Source organism: Streptomyces sp. NPDC023723, assembly GCF_040639815.1.
GTDB lineage: Bacteria > Actinomycetota > Actinomycetes > Streptomycetales > Streptomycetaceae > Streptomyces.
Window position 1 is genome coordinate 73,514 of the sequence record NZ_JBFAAP010000004.1, and the last position, 17,282, is coordinate 90,795.

Annotated in this window: 14 protein-coding genes; 8 read left to right on the forward strand and 6 right to left on the reverse strand. The window is 72.7% G+C overall.

Going from position 1 to position 17,282, the window contains the following annotated elements; all coding sequences use genetic code 11:
• Positions 1-28 precede the first annotated feature (28 nt).
• Positions 29-2,149, forward strand: a complete 2,121-nt coding sequence (locus AB0G32_RS07045) for a glycosyltransferase family 39 protein (protein ID WP_361159303.1) — start codon at positions 29-31, stop codon at positions 2,147-2,149.
• A gap of 156 nt (positions 2,150-2,305) precedes the next feature.
• Positions 2,306-3,115 carry an endonuclease gene (locus tag AB0G32_RS07050; protein WP_361159306.1) on the forward strand — a complete coding sequence of 270 codons (810 nt, stop codon included), beginning with the start codon at positions 2,306-2,308 and terminating at the stop codon, positions 3,113-3,115.
• Between the two features lie 10 nt (positions 3,116-3,125).
• Here the strand turns inward: AB0G32_RS07050 and AB0G32_RS07055 are convergent, their stop codons facing one another.
• Complete coding sequence (locus AB0G32_RS07055; protein ID WP_361159309.1) at positions 3,126-4,811, reverse strand: thiamine pyrophosphate-binding protein; 1,686 nt, start codon at positions 4,809-4,811, stop codon at positions 3,126-3,128.
• Positions 4,808-5,776 carry an agmatinase gene (gene speB, locus AB0G32_RS07060; protein WP_361159312.1) on the reverse strand — a complete coding sequence of 323 codons (969 nt, stop codon included), beginning with the start codon at positions 5,774-5,776 and terminating at the stop codon, positions 4,808-4,810. Before speB ends, AB0G32_RS07055 begins: the two co-directional genes overlap by 4 nt.
• Before the next feature lie 115 nt (positions 5,777-5,891).
• Between speB and AB0G32_RS07065 the strand changes: the two genes are divergently transcribed.
• On the forward strand, positions 5,892-6,680 hold the full coding sequence (locus tag AB0G32_RS07065; protein ID WP_361159315.1) for a phosphatase: 789 nt from the start codon (positions 5,892-5,894) through the stop codon (positions 6,678-6,680).
• Here the strand turns inward: AB0G32_RS07065 and AB0G32_RS07070 are convergent.
• From AB0G32_RS07070 to AB0G32_RS07085, 4 genes are all read right to left on the reverse strand, one after another.
• Entirely contained in the window at positions 6,677-7,633 is a 957-nt protein-coding gene (locus AB0G32_RS07070) for a cation diffusion facilitator family transporter (RefSeq protein ID WP_361159318.1), read from the reverse strand. The genes AB0G32_RS07065 and AB0G32_RS07070 overlap by 4 nt on opposite strands.
• 5 nt (positions 7,634-7,638) lie before the next feature.
• Entirely contained in the window at positions 7,639-8,511 is an 873-nt protein-coding gene (gene tesB, locus AB0G32_RS07075; RefSeq protein WP_361159321.1) for an acyl-CoA thioesterase II, read from the reverse strand.
• A gap of 10 nt (positions 8,512-8,521) precedes the next feature.
• Complete coding sequence (locus AB0G32_RS07080) at positions 8,522-9,679, reverse strand: acyl-CoA dehydrogenase family protein (protein ID WP_361159323.1); 1,158 nt, start codon at positions 9,677-9,679, stop codon at positions 8,522-8,524.
• Between the two features lie 98 nt (positions 9,680-9,777).
• A complete protein-coding gene (locus AB0G32_RS07085) occupies positions 9,778-10,362 on the reverse strand; it encodes a TetR/AcrR family transcriptional regulator (RefSeq protein ID WP_361159326.1) in 585 nt (194 codons plus the stop codon).
• 83 nt (positions 10,363-10,445) lie between these two features.
• Here AB0G32_RS07085 and AB0G32_RS07090 point away from each other — a divergent pair, with 83 nt between their 5' ends.
• From AB0G32_RS07090 to AB0G32_RS07110, 5 genes are all read left to right on the forward strand, one after another.
• Entirely contained in the window at positions 10,446-12,062 is a 1,617-nt protein-coding gene (locus AB0G32_RS07090) for a carboxyl transferase domain-containing protein (RefSeq protein ID WP_361159329.1), read from the forward strand.
• 14 nt (positions 12,063-12,076) lie between these two features.
• A complete protein-coding gene (locus AB0G32_RS07095; protein WP_361159332.1) occupies positions 12,077-13,996 on the forward strand; it encodes a biotin carboxylase N-terminal domain-containing protein in 1,920 nt (639 codons plus the stop codon).
• Positions 13,997-14,004: 8 nt separating this feature from the next.
• On the forward strand, positions 14,005-14,925 hold the full coding sequence (locus AB0G32_RS07100) for a hydroxymethylglutaryl-CoA lyase (protein ID WP_361159948.1): 921 nt from the start codon (positions 14,005-14,007) through the stop codon (positions 14,923-14,925).
• Positions 14,926-14,930: 5 nt separating this feature from the next.
• The gene (locus AB0G32_RS07105) at positions 14,931-16,091 is read left to right on the forward strand and encodes an acyl-CoA dehydrogenase family protein (protein WP_361159335.1); all 1,161 of its coding nucleotides are present in this window, start codon (positions 14,931-14,933) and stop codon (positions 16,089-16,091) included.
• A gap of 77 nt (positions 16,092-16,168) precedes the next feature.
• The gene (locus AB0G32_RS07110) at positions 16,169-17,212 is read left to right on the forward strand and encodes an ABC transporter substrate-binding protein (protein ID WP_361159338.1); all 1,044 of its coding nucleotides are present in this window, start codon (positions 16,169-16,171) and stop codon (positions 17,210-17,212) included.
• Positions 17,213-17,282: the final 70 nt, after the last annotated feature.

Genomic DNA, 17,282 nt, shown 5'->3' on the forward strand with positions numbered 1-17,282 from the left:
GCCCATCGCCCTTGTGGAAGGTGTTCTGGTGACATCTGCCACCGATCCACTCCCCCCGGCCCCCGCGCCCACCGCGACCGCCGAGCCCACCGCGCCGCGCTGGTCGCTGCCCGCGCTCCTGGCGATCCTCGTCCTGGCGGCGGGCCTGTACGCCTGGAACCTCTCGTCCTCCGGCCTGAACAGCTTCTACAGCGCCGCCGTACTCAGCGGCACGGAGAGCTGGAAGGCGTGGTTCTTCGGCTCGCTGGACGCGGGGAACTTCCTCACCGTCGACAAGCCGCCGCTGGCGCTGATGGTCATGGGCCTGTCCTGCCGGGTGTTCGGATACGGCACCTGGCAGATGATGGCGCCGATGATCGTGGCCGCGCTGGCGACGATCTGGATCCTGCACACCGCCGTGAAGCGGGTGTGGGGCCACGGCGCGGCGACGGTCGCCGCGCTGGTGCTCGCCCTCACCCCGATCACCGTCGCCATCAACCGGGACAACAACCCCGACACCCTGCTGGTGTTCCTGATGGTGAGCGGCGCGGCGCTGGGACTGCGGGCGACGCGCACCGACCGGCTGGCGCCCCTGCTGGGCTCGGCGGTGTGCTTCGGGCTCGCCTTCAACACCAAGATGCTCCAGGGGTACATCGCGCTGCCCGCCGTGTTCCTGGTGTACGTGTACGCCTCCCGGCTCGGCTGGGTGCGGAAGGTCCGCAACCTGGTGCTCGCCGCCGTCGCGCTGGCGGTGTCGTCGTTCTGGTGGGCGGCGGCCGTCTCCCTGGTGCCCGCCGACGAGCGGCCCTACATCGGCGGTTCGACGGACGGCACGGCCTGGGACCTGATCATGGGCTACAACGGCCTCGGCCGCGTCTTCGGCGGTGAGGGCAACGGTGGCGGCGGCGGAGGCGGGGGCGGCGGCGGTTTCGCCGGGACCGCCGGGATCGGCCGGATGTTCAACGACGTGCTCGGCGGCCAGATCTCCTGGCTGCTGCCCTTCGCGGGCATCGCGCTCGTCGGCGGCCTGGTGCTGTGCGGGCGGGCCCCGCGCACCGACCTCACCCGGGCCGCGCTGGTGCTGTGGGGCGGCTGGACGGTCCTGCACTACCTGACCTTCAGCATGGCCGAGGGCACCATGCACCCGTACTACACGACCGCGCTCGCCCCCGGCATCGCGGCGCTGTGCGGAGGCGGCGGGACGATGCTGCTGCGCGCCTTCCGCGCCGACAAGCGGTGGGTGTGGGTGCTGCCGCTGGCCCTCGGCGTCACCGGGGTCTGGGCCATCGTGCTGCTGCGCCGGGCCGCCGGCTGGAACAGCTGGCTGTGGCCGGCCATCGCGGTGGTGATGGCGCTGGCCATCGCGGGCCTGATCGTGTTCCGCTCCGGTCGGCGGGTGCGGCTGCTGGCGGTGTCCGTCGCGGCGGCCGTGGTGGCGTCGGTGGCGGGTCCGGCGGCGTACGCCTGGTCGGTGCCGTCCGGTTCGGGCGGCGGCATGGGCGGCACCAACCCGACGGCCGGGCCGACGACCGGCAGCGGCATGGGCGGTCCCGGTGGCGGCGGCGGTGGCCGGCAGCTGCCGGGCGGCGACTCCGAGCAGGGCGCCCAGGCGGGCGGCGGGTTCCCCGGCGGGGGCGAGATGCCGGGCGGCGGCGAGCTGCCGGAGGGCGGCGGTACGCCGCCCAGCGGCTCGGCCGAGGCGGGCGGCACGCCGCCCAGCGGCGCCGGCGGCCAGTCCGGCGACGCGGCCGGCGAGTCGGCCGGTGGCGGCATGGGCGGCGGCATGGGCGGCGGCATGGACACCACCGCCAGCACCGAGCTGGTCTCCTACCTCAAGAAGCACCAGGACGGCGCCACCTGGCTGCTCGCCGTCTCCAGCTCGCAGAGCGCCGCGCAGCTGATCATCAGCAGCGGTGAGCCGGTCATCTCCATGTGGGGCTGGTCGGGCAGCGACAAGGCGATGACCCTGGCCAAGCTCAAGGAGCTGGTGAAGAGCGGACAGTTGCACTACATCCAGATCTCCTCCGGCGGCATGGGCGGCGGCGGCATGGGCGGCGGCAACACGCTCAGCACCGAGGTCACCGAGTGGGTGCAGAAGAACGGCACCGAGGTCACGGCCGTCGACGACGCCTCCGGCCTCTACCGGCTGGACGCCTCCGACGTGAACTGACCGGTACCGCACGGCATCTGACGCGACGGCCCCTCGATCACCGGATCGAGGGGCCGTCGTCACACAATCGACACGTCATGTACACCACAGTCACTACATGTCCATGCCAGTCTCCGGGTATCTCTTCAGTCAACCCGCGTAGATCGGACACCCCACATGCTCGCGATACGCATCCGCAGACCCCGCCGCCGGATTTTGGCGCTCGCCACGGCCGCCGTGCTGACCGCCCTGACCGCCCCCACCCTGACGGCGGCCGACGCCACCGCCACCACGGCCGACTACGACACGACGTACTACAAGAACGCGATCGGCAAGACCGGGACCAGCCTCAAGTCCTCGCTGCACACGATCATCAGCAGCCAGACGAAGATCTCGTACTCGGCCGTCTGGAACGCCCTCAAGGCCACCGACCAGGACCCGAACAACAGCAACAACGTCATCCTGCTGTACAGCGGCGTCTCCCGCAGCAAGTCCCTCAACGGCGGCGACCTCGGCGACTGGAACCGCGAGCACACCTGGGCCAAGTCGCACGGCGACTTCGGCGAGGCGACCGGTCCGGGCACCGACCTGCACCACCTGCGCCCGTCCGACGTCCAGGTCAACAGCATCCGCGGCAACCTGGACTTCGACAACGGCGGCTCCACGGTGAGCAACGGCGGCGGCAGCCTCGTCGACTCCGACTCGTTCGAGCCGCGCGACGCCGACAAGGGTGACGTGGCCCGCATGATCCTCTACATGGCCGTGCGCTACGAGGGCGACGACGGCTGGGCCGACCTGGAGCCCAACGAGAAGGTCAACAACGGCAGCAACCCGTACATCGGCAAGCTCGCCGTCCTGAAGGCGTGGAACGACGAGGACCCGCCCAGCGCCTTCGAGGAGAACCGCAACCAGGTCATCTACGACGACTACCAGCACAACCGGAACCCGTTCATCGACCACCCGGAGTGGGTCGAGGCGATCTGGTAGGACGGTTCCGTCACTCCAGGTGGGTCGGCGCGAACATGCGCAGGGCGGCCGGGAGGACGACCACCGAGGGACCGGGCGTCGCCAGCGCCTTGCCGAGGTCCGCCGCCAGCGTCCCGGGCGAGGTGCGCAGGCCCGGGACGCCGAAGGACTCGGCCAGGGCCACCCAGTCGGGGCCGGGCAGGTCCGTCGCCGTCGGCGCGCCGAAGGCGTCGGTCATGTACCCGCGCAGGATGCCGTAGCCGCCGTCGTCGACGATCAGCCAGGTGACGTCCAGGTCGTACTGCCGGGCGGTGGCCAGTTCGGCGACGGAGTAGAGCGCGCCGCCGTCGCCGGACACCGCCAGCACCGGGCGGGTCGGGTCGGCGGCGGCCGCGCCGAGGGCGGCCGGGAAGGCGTAGCCGAGGCCGCCGGCGCCCTGGGCGGAGTGCATGGTGCCGGGGGCCTTGGCGTCGAAGGCCGACCAGGCCCAGTAGGTCAGGATCGTCATGTCCCAGAAGGACGGCGCGGCGGCGGGCAGGGCGCGCCGGACGGCGGCCAGCACGTCCTGTTCCAGGGTGAGCTGCTGGGCGGCGATGCGGGCGTGGACCCGGTCCAGCACGGCCCGGACCCGTTCGGGGGCGGTCGGGTCGGTGCGTTCGCCGGCCGTTTCCAGCAGGGCCTGGAGGGCCAGGCGGGCGTCGGCGTGGATGCCGAGGGCGGGGTGGTTGGACTCCAGTTTGCCGAGGTCGGCCTCGATCTGGACGACCCGGCCGCGGGGGCGGAAGGTGTGGTAGTTGGAGGAGAGTTCACCGAGCCCGGAGCCGACGACGAGCAGGACGTCGGCGTCCTCCAGGAAGTCGGTGGTGTGCCGGTCCTCCAGCCAGGACCCGAGGGAGAGCGGGTGGGTCCAGGGGAAGGCGCCCTTGCCGCCGAAGGTGGTGACGACGGGGGCGTCGAGGCGTTCGGCGAGCTGGCGGAGCTTGCCCGCGGCGTCGGCGCGGACCACTCCGCCGCCCGCGATGATCGCGGGGCGTTCGGCGCGGGTGAGCAGGTCGGCGGCGACGGCCGTCAGCTCCACCCGGGGAACCAGTTCCTCGGGGGTGGCGTCGAGCCCGGTCACCTCCGGCAGCGTCGTTTCGGCGCGCAGCACGTCCTCGGGGATCTCCACCCACACCGGCCCGTGCGGGGCGGTCAGCGCCGACCGCCAGGCCTCGGCGATCGCGGACGGGATCTGGGACTGGGCGCGCACGGTGTGCACGGACTTCACCACGCCCCGGAAGGAGGCGGCCTGGTCGGGGAGTTCGTGCAGATAGCCGTGGCGGCCGCCGCCCAGGCCCGCGGTGGGGACCTGGCTGCTGATGGCGAGGACCGGCGCGGCGGCGGCGCGGGCCTCCTGGAGCGCGGCCAGCGCGGTCAGCGCGCCCGGCCCGGTGGACAGCAGCAGCGGGGCGGCCTCGCCGGTGATCCGGCCGTAGGCGTCGGCGGCGAAACCGGCGTTGTTCTCCACCCGCAGGCCGAGGTAGCGCAGCCCGGAGCGACCGAGCGCGTCGAAGACGCCGAGGGCGTGCTGGCCGGGCAGGCCGAAGACGGTGGTCGCGCCGAGCCCGGCGAGGGTCTCCACGACCAGGTCCGAGCCGGTGCGGCCGGGGGGCGGACACAGCGCGGCCCGGGTCTGGGTCTCGGTCGGGCTCAGGACGAGGTCGTGGTCGTGCGTCACTTGGAGCGGGCCTCCGCGATCCGGCGGGACATCAGGGTGGTCAGTTCGTAGGCGGTGTGCGCGGCCGCCACCGACGTGATCTCCGCGTGGTCGTACGCGGGGGCCACCTCGACGACGTCCGCCGACACCAGGTTGCACGATGCCAGGCCGCGCAGGATCTCCAGCAGCTCGCGGGAGGTCATGCCGCCGGCCTCGGGGGTGCCGGTGCCGGGCGCGTGCGCCGGGTCGAGGCAGTCGATGTCGACGGAGACGTACAGCGGGCGGTCGCCGACGCGCTGCCGGAGCTGGTCGGCGATCTCGTCGACGCCGCGCCGCATGACGTCCGCGGAGGTGACGATGCCGAAGCCCAGCTTCTCGTCGTCGGTGAGGTCCTGCTTGCCGTAGAGCGGGCCGCGGATACCGACGTGGGAGAGGGCGGAGGTGTCGAGGACGCCTTCCTCCACCGCCCGCCTAAAGGGCGTGCCGTGGGTGTACTCGGCGCCGAAGTAGGTGTCCCAGGTGTCCAGATGGGCGTCGAAGTGGAGCAGGGCGACCGGGCCGTGCCGCTCGGCGACCGCGCGCAGCAGCGGCAGCGCGATGGTGTGGTCGCCGCCGAGGGTCATCAGCCGGGCGCCGGTCGAGAGCAGTTCGCCGGCCGCCGCCTCGACGGTCTCCACCGCCTCGTGGATGTCGAACGGGTTGACGGCCATGTCGCCGGCGTCGGCGACCTGGGCGAGGGCGAAGGGGGACGCGTCCTGCGCCGGGTTGTAGGGGCGCAGCAGCCGGGACGCCTCGCGGACGGCGTTGCCGCCGAACCGGGCGCCGGGCCGGTAGGAGACGCCGGAGTCGAACGGCACCCCCACCACGGCGACGTCGGCGCGGCCGACCTCGTCCAGCCGGGGCAGCCGGGCGAAGGTGGCGGGGCCCGCGTAGCGCGGGACGCGGGAGGAGTCGACGGGGCCGCGCGGCGAGACATCGTTGCTCATACCCAGACCCTAAATGGCCACCGAACGACGGCGAGGTGCACGTCTCGTTCATCCGGCTGCCCCGGACGTACCCGTGGCGCAGACGCCCACAGACGGCTGCCCCACAATGGGAGTCATGCCGATACCCGGGACACCCAGCCGCGCCGAACTCGTCGAACACCTCACCCGCACCCGTATCGCGGGCGATGTCGCCACGCCCCGCGAGAACAACCTCTCGCACTACCGGCAGCTGGCGAACGGCAACCGCAACTACTGGCTCGGCCTGGAGCTGGGCGACCGCTGGACGGACGAGCAGGACGTGCTCGCGGTGATGGCGGAGCGGGTCGGGGTCGTGGACGACGCCGAGTACCGGCACGGCCAGGACACCATCGACCCGGAGCTGACCGTGTCCGGCCTGGAGCGGCTGGCCGGGCGGCTGCGCAAGGCGGCCGACAGCGCGCAGCGGGTGCTGTTCGCCACCGGCCACCCCGGCGGGCTGCTGGACGTGCACCGGGCGACGGCCGCCGCGCTGCGCGCCGCCGGCTGCGAGATCGTCGTCATCCCGGAGGGGCTCCAGACCGACGAGGGGTACGTGGTGCAGTTCGCGGACGTGTCGGTGCTCGAGCACGGCGCGACGCTGTGGCACACCCACTCGGGCGAACCGATGAAGGCGATCCTCACCGGCCTGGAGCGCGAGGGCCGCCCGCTGCCCGACCTGGTCGTCGCCGACCACGGCTGGGCGGGGTACGCCGGGCAGCACGGCGTGGACTCCTGCGGGTACGCCGACTGCAACGACCCGGCGCTGTTCCTCGCCGAGGCCGAGGGCACCGTCCAGGTCACCGTCCCCCTCGACGACCACGTGCTCAGCCCGCGCTACTACGACCCGATGACCGCGTATCTGCTGGCGGAGGCGGGGCTGGCCTAGGGCCGCGGCGGACGGACGCCGGGCGTCGGGTCCAGGTAGACCCGGCGCACCATGGGGAACGCGGCCCGCAGCCGCTGCTCCGCCTGCTCGCCGGCCCGTTCCACCTGGGCCGCCGTCGCCGTGTCCCGGAAGTCCACCTTGGCGGCGACCAGCGCCTCCCGGGGGCCCTGCACCAGGGTGGTCAGTTCCAGTACGGCTTCGATGTGCTCCACCGCCAGCAGTTCGGCCCGGATGCGGGCGCGCACCCGCGGCGGCAGCGGGCGGCCGATGAGGAACTCGGCGTTGGACCGGCCCAGCACCCAGGCGACGTACAGCAGCAGGACGCCGATGCACAGGGACGCGGCGCCGTCCCAGGCGCCGGAGCCGGTGAGCTGTCCGCCGAGCAGGCCGCCGGCCGCGAGGACCAGGCCGATCAGGGCGGCGGAGTCCTCCATGACGACGGCCTTGACGGCGGTGTCGGGGGTGCGGCGCAGATAGCGGCCGAACGGCACCCGGGCCCGGGCGGCCTCGCCGCGGGCCTGCCGGACACCGGTGCGCAGCGAGTAGCCCTCCAGCAGGAAGGCGACGGCGAGGACGAGGTAGGAGACGAGCGGGTCGCCGAGTTCCTCGCCCCGCACGAGGGTGTGCAGGCCGTCGTAGAAGGAGAAGACGGCGCCGCCGACGAAGGTGGCGACGGCGGCGAGCAGCGCCCAGATGTAGCGTTCCGGGCCGTGGCCGAGGGGGTGGTCCTCGTCGGCGGGGCGGACGCTGCGTTTCAGGGAGGTCAGCAGCAGCACCTCGGTGACGGTGTCGGCGACCGAGTGCGCGGCCTCCGACAGCATGGCGCTGGAGCCGCTGATCGCGCCGGCCACGGCCTTGGCGATCGCGATGCCCAGATTGGCGAGGGCGGCGACGATCACCGTGCTGGTGCTCTCGCCGCCGCCCGTCGGCTCGTGCGGTACCGGTTGTGCCATGCCCCTCAGTGTTCCCGAGGGACGCGGACCACGCCTTCCTGGATCACGGTCAGGGCGAGCCGCCCGTCCTGGGTGTAGATCCGGGCCTGGCCCAGGCCCCGGCCGCCGGACGCGGACGGCGACTGCTGGTCGTAGAGCAGCCATTCGTCGGCGCGGAACGGGCGGTGGAACCACATGGCGTGGTCCAGGGAGGCGCCGACCACGTCACCGACGGCCCAGCCGCCCCGGCCGTGCGCGAGCAGCACCGAGTCGAGCAGGGTCATGTCGGAGACGTAGGTGGCGAGGACGACGTGCAGCAGCGGGTCGTCGGCGAGCTTGCCGTCGGTGCGGAACCAGACCTGGGAGCGCGGCTCGCGCGGGCTACCGTAGGCGCCGTACGGCGGGTGGTCGACGTGCCGCAGGTCGACGGCGGCGCGGGCCTCCAGGAACCGTTCGACCGTCTCGGCGGGCAGGTGCGGGTAGCCGCGCAGCCGGTCGGCGCTGGTGGGCAGCGTCGCCGGGTCGGGCGCGGGCGGCATCGGCGCCTGGTGCTCGAGGCCGTCCTCGTACCGCTGGAAGGACGCCGACAGGGTGAAGATCGGCTTGCCGTGCTGGACGGCGACCACCCGGCGGGTGGTGAAGGAGCGGCCGTCGCGGAGCCGGTCGACCTCGTAGACGATGGGGGCGTCCGGGTCGCCGGGGCGCAGGAAGTAGGCGTGCAGGGAGTGCGCGGGCCGGTCCTCGGGGACCGTGCGCCCGGCGGCGACCAGCGCCTGGGCGGCCACCTGCCCGCCGAAGACCCGGGGGACGACGGCGGACCGGGACCGGCCGCGGAATATGTCCTGCTCGATCCGCTCCAGGTCGAGCAGATCGAGCAGCGACTCAAGTGCCTGGCTCATGCGCTGATGGTCACAGGCCCATGTTCTTCGCGATGATCATCTTCATGACCTCGCTGGTGCCGCCGTAGATCCGGTTGACGCGGTTGTCGGCGTACAGGCGGGCGATCGGGTACTCGTTCATGTAGCCGTAGCCGCCGTGCAGCTGGAGGCAGCGGTCGATGACGCGGTGCGCGACCTCGGTGGTGAACAGCTTGGCGCTGGCGGCCTCGGCGGCGGTCAGCTCGCCGGCGTCCAGGGCCTCCAGGGCGCGGTCGGCGACCGCCTCGGCGGCGTCCACCTCGGCCTGGCAGGCGGCCAGCTCGAACTTGGTGTTCTGGAAGCTGGCGACGGTCTTGCCGAAGACGGTGCGGTCCTGCACGTACTCCTTGGCGAACCGCACCGCCGCCTTGGCCTGCGCGTAGGCGCCGTAGGCGATGCCCCAGCGCTCGGAGGGCAGGTTGGCGCCGAGGTAGTGGAAGCCCTTGTTCTCCTCGCCGAGCAGGTCCTCCACCGGCACCTTCACATCGACGAAGGCCAGCTCGGCGGTGTCGGAGGTCTTCAGCCCGAGCTTGTCGAGCTTGCGGCCGACCGAGTAGCCCTCGGACTTGGTGTCGACGGCGAACAGGGAGATGCCGTGGCGGCGGTCCTCGGCGGTCGGCGCGGCGGTGCGGGCGCAGACGATGACGCGGTCGGCGTGCACGCCGCCGGTGATGAAGGTCTTGGCGCCGTTGAGCACGTAGTGCGTGCCGTCCTCGCTCAGCTTGGCGGTGGACTTCATCCCCGCCAGGTCGGAACCGGTGCCGGGCTCGGTCATCGCGATCGCCCACATCTCCTCGGCGGAGACGAACTTGGGCAGGAACCGCTTCTTCTGCTCGTCGGTGGCGAGCATCTTGATGTACGGCAGGGCGAGCAGCACGTGCACGCCGGAGCCGCCGAAGGAGACGCCGGCGCGGGCGGTCTCCTCGTACTGCACCGCCTCGAACTTGTGCGACTCGAGGCCGGCGCCGCCGAACTCCTCCGGCACGTTGATGCCGAACAGGCCCAGCTCGGCGAGCTTGTAGTAGAACTCGCGGGGCACGATGCCCTCGGTGAACCACTTGTCGTACTCCGGTACGACCTCGGCCTCGATGAAGGCGCGCAGGGTCTCCCGGAACGCCTCGTGATCCTCGTTGAACACCGTACGGCGCACGGGCGCCCACCTCCACGGGTACGTATCTAAGCGCTTGCTCAGCCCACGGTACCGGTGGGTAGGGACGGGCGTCCAGGGTGGGACGGGAGTAACCCGCGTCACCCTTCGCCCGCCGCCGCGAACGCCCCCCGCGCCATCCGGTGCAACAGCCCCGCCGTCGCCGCCCGGGACGGGCGGCTCAGGTGCGGCGTGGAGTTGAGCAGCCCGAACACCGCGTGCACCGCCGACCGCGCGACGGGCTCGGAAACCCCCGGGTACAGCTCCCGCACCACCCCCACCCACAGCTCCACGTACTGCCGCTGCAACTGCCGCACCAGCTTGCGGTCGCTGTCCCGGAGGCGGTCCAGCTCACGGTCGTGCAGGGTGATGAGCGGGCGGTCGTCGAGCGCGAAGTCGATGTGCCCCTCGATCAGCGAGTCGAGGACCGCCCCGGGGTCCGCGCCGCCGGCCTCCGCCACCCGCCGCTTCGCACCCCTCAGGAGCTGACCGCTGATGCCGACCAGCAGCTCGGCGAGCATCGCGTCCTTGCCGGCGAAGTGCCGGTACAGACCCGGCCCGCTGATGCCGACCGCCGCTCCTATCTCGTCCACGCCCACCCCGTGGAACCCGCGCTCGGCGAACAGCCGGGCGGCCTCCTTGAGGATCTGCTCGCGTCGCGTCGGGGCGTCGGTTCTCGTGGCCATGGGAGCAATTCTAGACAGGGAGGTTAGCGGTCGTTAACCTGTGGGACATACGCGTTAACGCTCATTAACAAAAGGAGCGCGAGATGCCCGAGGCGCCGGAGCTGACGAGCGCGGCCGACCCCGCGTCGGAGGTCTTCCAGGCCAACGACGCGGCGCAGCGCGCCCTGGTCGAGGAGCTGCGGAGCAAACTGGCGGCGGCCCGCCTCGGCGGCGGCGAGCGGGCGCGCGCCCGGCACACCGCGCGCGGCAAGCTGCTGCCGCGCGAGCGCGTGGACCGGCTGCTCGACGCCGGCTCCCCGTTCCTGGAGCTGGCGCCGCTGGCGGCGGACGGGATGTACGACGGCCAGGCCCCGGCCGCCGGGGTGATCGCCGGGATCGGCCGGGTCGCCGGCCGGGAGTGCGTGATCGTCGCCAACGACGCCACCGTCAAGGGCGGCACGTACTACCCGATGACGGTGAAGAAGCACCTGCGCGCCCAGGAGGTGGCCCTGGAGAACCGGCTGCCGTGTCTGTACCTGGTGGACTCGGGCGGCGCGTTCCTGCCGATGCAGGACGAGGTCTTCCCGGACCGGGAGCACTTCGGCCGGATCTTCTACAACCAGGCCCGGATGTCCGGCGCGGGCGTCCCGCAGATCGCCGCCGTCCTCGGCTCGTGCACGGCGGGCGGGGCGTACGTCCCGGCGATGAGCGACGAGGCGGTCATCGTCCGCGGCCAGGGCACGATCTTCCTGGGCGGCCCGCCGCTGGTGAAGGCCGCCACCGGCGAGGTCGTCAGCGCCGAGGAGCTGGGCGGCGGCGAGGTGCACGCCCGGGTGTCGGGCGTCGCCGACCACCTCGCCGAGGACGACGCGCACGCCCTGCGCATCGTGCGGACCATCGTCGACACCCTGCCCGCGCGCGCCGCGCCCCCCTGGGAGGTGCGCCCGGTCGTCGAACCGAAGGCGGACCCGTACGGGCTGTACGGCGTCGTCCCCGCCGACTCCCGCACCCCCTACGACGTGCGCGAGGTGATCGCGCGCCTGGTGGACGGCTCCCGCTTCGCGGAGTTCAAGGCGGAGTTCGGCCAGACCCTGGTCACCGGCTTCGCCCACCTGCACGGCCACCCGGTCGGCATCGTCGCCAACAACGGCATCCTGTTCTCCGAGTCCGCCCAGAAGGGCGCCCACTTCATCGAACTGTGCGACCAGCGCGGCATCCCGCTCCTCTTCCTGCAGAACATCTCCGGGTTCATGGTCGGCAAGGACTACGAGGCGGGCGGCATCGCCAAGCACGGCGCCAAGATGGTCACCGCCGTCGCCTGTACGCGGGTGCCGAAGCTGACGGTCGTCATCGGCGGCTCGTACGGCGCCGGGAACTACTCGATGTGCGGCCGGGCCTACTCGCCCCGCTTCCTGTGGATGTGGCCCGGCGCCAAGATCTCCGTGATGGGCGGCGAACAGGCCGCGTCGGTGCTGGCCACCGTCAAGCGGGACCAGCTGGCGGCGCGCGGCGAGGACTGGCCGGCCGAGGCGGAGGAGGCGTTCAAGGCCCCGGTGCGCGACCAGTACGAGCGGCAGGGCAACGCCTACTACGCCACCGCCCGGCTGTGGGACGACGGGGTCATCGACCCGCTGGAGACCCGGCAGGTACTGGGGCTGGCCCTGACCGCGTGCGCGGGCGCGCCGCCGGCCGAGCCCCGGTTCGGCATCTTCCGGATGTGAGAGGGGGACACGTCATGTTCGACACCGTGCTGGTGGCCAACCGGGGCGAGATCGCCGTCCGCGTCATCCGGACGCTGCGCGCGCTGGGCGTGCGCTCGGTGGCCGTCTTCTCCGACGCCGACGCCGGCGCCCGGCACGTCCGGGAGGCGGACACGGCGGTACGGATCGGTCCGGCACCGGCCGCCGAGAGCTATCTGAGCATCCCGCGGCTGCTGGCGGCCGCCGAGCGCACCGGCGCCGAGGCGGTCCACCCGGGGTACGGCTTCCTCGCGGAGAACGCGGAGTTCGCGCGGGCCTGCGAAGCCGCCGGGCTGGTCTTCGTCGGGCCGCCCGCCGACGCCATCGCGCTGATGGGCGACAAGATCCGGGCCAAGGAGACGGTGGCGGCGGCCGGGGTGCCGGTGGTCCCCGGCGGCCGCGACCCCGACCTGGCCGACGCGGCCCGCGCGCTGGGCGCGCCCGTGCTGCTCAAGCCGTCGGCGGGCGGCGGCGGCAAGGGCATGCGGCTGGTGCGGGACCTGGCGGCGCTGGACGAGGAGATCGCCGCGGCCCGCCGCGAGGCCCGCGCCTCCTTCGGCGACGACACGCTGCTGGTGGAGCGGTGGATCGACCGGCCCCGGCACATCGAGATCCAGGTGCTGGCCGACGGGCACGGGGGTGTCGTGCACCTGGGCGAGCGCGAGTGCTCGCTGCAACGCCGGCACCAGAAGATCGTCGAGGAGGCGCCCAGTGTGCTCCTTGACGAGCGGACGCGGGCCGCGATGGGCGCGGCGGCGGTGCGGGCGGCCCGCTCCTGCGGCTACCGGGGCGCGGGCACGGTGGAGTTCATCGTCCCCGGCGCCGACCCGGCCGCGTACTGCTTCATGGAGATGAACACCCGCCTCCAGGTGGAACACCCGGTCACGGAGTTCGTCACCGGACTCGATCTGGTGGAGTGGCAACTGCGGGTCGCGGCCGGCGAGCGGCTGGCCTTCGCCCAGCAGGACATCCGGCTCACCGGGCACGCGGTCGAGGCCCGGCTCAGCGCCGAGGACCCATCCCGGGGCTTCCTGCCGACCGGCGGCACGGTGCTGCGGCTGCGCGAACCGCACGGCGCCGGGGTGCGCACCGACTCCGGGCTGACCGAGGGCACCGAGGTGGGCAGCCGGTACGACCCGATGCTGGCCAAGGTGATCGCGTACGGCCCGGACCGGGAGACGGCGTTGCGCAGGCTGCGCGCCGCGCTCGCGCGGACGGTGACGCTGGGCGTGCCGACCAACGCCGCGTTCCTGCGCCGGCTGCTGGCCCACCCGGACGTGGTGGCGGGCAGGCTGGACACCGGGCTGGTGGAGCGCGAGGTGGCGAGCCTGGTCCCCGCCGGCGTACCGGAGGAGGTGTACGAGGCGGCGGCGGCCGTCCGGCTGGACGCGCTGACGCCGAAGGGCGACGGCTGGACGGACCCGTTCGCGGTGCCGAACGGGTGGCGGCTGGGCGGAGCGCCGCAGCCGATCGCCTTTCCCCTGCGCGTGACCGGACTTGAACCCGTCACGCACACCCCGCGCGGCACCCGCACCGTCACCGACCACACCGTCACCGTCACCCTGGACGGCGTCCGCCACACCTTCCACCGGGCCGGCGACTGGCTCGGCCGGGACGGCGCCGCCTGGCAGGTGCGGGACCACGACCCGGTCGCCGCCTCCCTGACCCGCGCCGCGCGGGCCGGCGCCGACTCGCTGACCGCGCCGATGCCGGGCACGGTGACGGTGGTCAAGGCCGCCGTCGGCGACGAGGTGGCCGCCGGCCAGAGCCTGCTGGTGGTCGAGGCGATGAAGATGGAGCACGTCATCTCCGCCCCGCACGCCGGCACGGTCACCGAACTCGACGTCGCCCCCGGCACGACGGTCGCCATGGACCAGGTGCTGGCCGTCATCGCCCCCGCGCAGGAGACACCGTGACCCTCCCCATGCAGGTACCGCTGCCCGGTCTGCCCGCCCGCGTCCGCGTCCACGAGGTCGGCCCCCGCGACGGCCTCCAGAACGAGCCGGTGACCGTCCCGACCGCCGTCAAGGCCGACTTCGTGCGCCGGCTGGCCGAGTCGGGGCTGACCACCATCGAGGCGACCAGCTTCGTGCGCCCCGAGCTGGTGCCGCGACTCGCGGACGCCGAGGAGCTGTTCCCGCAGGTCGCCGCCCTCCCGGTCGCGCTGCCCGTACTGGTCCCCAACGAACGCGGGCTGGACCGGGCGCTCGCCCTCGGAGCCCGCCGGGTCGCCGTCTTCGCCAGTGCCACCGAGGCGTTCGCCAAGGCCAACCTCAACCGCACGGTGGACGAGTCGCTGGCCATGTTCGCGCCGGTGGTGGCCCGCGCCAAGGCCGCCGGCGGGCACGTGCGCGGCTACCTGTCGATGTGCTTCGGCGACCCCTGGGAGGGCGCCGTCCCGGTGCCGCAGGTGGTCCGGGTCTGCCGGGCACTGCTCGACCTCGGCTGCGACGAACTGAGCCTCGGCGACACCATCGGGGTCGCCACCCCCGGGCACGTCACCGCCCTGCTGGACGAACTGACCGCCCAGGGCATCCCCGTAGCGGCCCTCGGCGTCCACTTCCACGACACCTACGGCCAGGCCCTGGCCAACACCCTTGCCGCGCTCCAGCGGGGCGTCAGCACCGTGGACGCCTCGGCGGGCGGCCTCGGCGGCTGCCCGTTCGCCAAGTCCGCCACCGGCAACCTCGCCACCGAGGACCTGGTGTGGATGCTGCGCGGCCTCGGCATCGAGACCGGCGTCGACCTCGACCGGCTCGTCGCCACCAGCGTCTGGATGGCCGCCCACCTGAACCGGCCCAGTCCGTCGCGTACCGTCCGCGCTCTCTCCCACAAGGACCAGTGATCAGCATGGACCACCGGCTCTCCCCCGAACTGGACGAACTGCGCGCCACCGTCGAGGAGTTCGCCCACGACGTCGTGGCCCCCAAGATCGGCGACTTCTACGAGCGGCACGAGTTCCCGTACGAGATCGTCCGCGAGATGGCCCGGATGGGCCTGTTCGGGCTGCCCTTCCCCGAGGAGTACGGCGGGATGGGCGGCGACTACCTCGCCCTCGGCGTCGTCCTGGAGGAACTGGCCCGGGTGGACTCCTCGGTGGCCATCACCCTGGAGGCGGGCGTCTCGCTGGGCGCGATGCCGATCCACCTCTTCGGCACCGAGGAGCAGAAGCGGACCTGGCTGCCGAGGCTGTGCTCCGGCGAGATGCTGGGCGCCTTCGGGCTGACCGAGCCGGACGGCGGCTCGGACGCGGGCGCCACCCGGACCACGGCCCGGCTGGACGAGACGGCCGGCGAGTGGGTGATCAACGGCACCAAGTGCTTCATCACCAACTCCGGTACGGACATCACCGGCCTGGTCACGGTCACCGCGGTGACCGGCCGGGCACCGGACGGCGCGCCGCGCATCTCCTCGGTCGTCGTGCCGGCGGGCACCCCCGGCTTCACCGTCGCCCCGCCCTACTCCAAGGTCGGCTGGAACGCCTCCGACACCCGGGAGCTGTCCTTCGACGACGTGCGGGTGCCGGCCGCCAACCTGCTGGGCCAGGAGGGCCGGGGCTACGCCCAGTTCCTGCGCGTCCTGGACGAGGGCCGGATCGCGATCGCGGCACTGGCGACCGGCCTCGCGCAGGGCTGTGTGGACGAGTCGGTGAAGTACGCCAAGGAGCGGCACGCCTTCGGGCGGCCGATCGGCGCCAACCAGGCCATCCAGTTCAAGATCGCGGACATGGAGATGAAGGCGCACACCGCCCGCCTCGCCTGGCGGGACGCGGCCTCCCGGCTGGTGGCGGGCGAACCGTTCAAGAAGGAGGCGGCGCTGGCGAAGCTGTACTCGTCGACCGTCGCGGTGGACAACGCCCGGGACGCCACCCAGATCCACGGCGGCTACGGGTTCATGAACGAGTACCCGGTGGCCCGGATGTGGCGGGACGCCAAGATCCTGGAAATCGGCGAGGGCACCAGCGAGGTGCAGCGGATGCTGATCGCCCGGGAGCTGGGACTGGTGAGCTGAGGTTAGGCTACCCTGCCTTCGAAATGTCCGTTCGAGTGATCGGCGGACCCTCCGCTCCGTTCGAAAGCAGCCACGCCATGTCCAACGCCAGAGCCACCTTCCTGACCCGCCGCGGCATCCTCGCGGCCGGCGGCGCCCTCGGCCTCGGGGCCGCGCTCACGGCCTGCGGGAGCGACGACAAAGACAGTGGCTCGGCGGACGGGACGGACACCGGCAAGTCCGGCCCCTGGTCGTTCAAGGACGACCGCGGCACCACGGTGAAGCTCGACCAGGTGCCCACGAACATCGTCGCCTTCACCGGTGTGGCCGCCGCCCTCTACGACTACGGCGTCCAGGTCAAGGGCGTCTTCGGTCCGACGACGACGAAGGACGGCAAGGCCGACGTCCAGGCCGGCGACATGGACGTCAGCAAGGTGACCGTACTCGGCAACGCCTGGGGCAAGTTCAACGTCGAGAAGTACGCCGCCCTCGCCCCCGAGGTGCTGATCACCACCACGTTCGACGACGCGGGCACCCTGTGGTCGGTCCCGGAGGAGTCCAAGGACAAGATCGCCAAGCTGGCGCAGAGCGTCGCCGTCTCGGTCTTCGACCGGCAGCTCACCAAGCCGCTCCAGCGCATGTGGGAGCTGGCCGAGTCACTGGGCGCGGACATGACGGCCGCCAAGACCGTCCAGGCGAAGAAGGACTTCGAGGCCGCCGCCGAGCGGCTGCGCAAGGCCGCCAAGGCCCGCCCCGAGATCAAGGTGCTGGCCGGGTCCGCGAGCCCCGACCTGTTCTACGTCTCCGGCACCAACCTCTCGGTCGACCTGGAGTACTTCAAGGCCCTCGGGGTGAACTTCGTCGAGCCCCCGGAGTCCGCGAAGAAGGCGACCGGCGGCTGGTTCGAGTCGCTGAGCTGGGAGAACGTCGACAAGTACCCGGCCGACGTGATCATCATGGACGACCGTTCCTCGACCATCCAGCCCGCCGACATCACCGAGGGCACCTGGAAGAAGCTGCCCGCGGTCAAGGCCGGCCAGGTCATCGCGCGCTCCCCCGAGCCGATCCTGTCCTACGACAAGTGCACGCCGCTGCTCACCAACCTCGCCGCGGCCATCGAGCAGGCCAAGCAGGTCAGCTGACCCCGCCCCACCTCTTCCGTACGCCCCGCACGCCCCTGTTCGAGCCGCCCGTCCCGCGTGGACGAGGCGG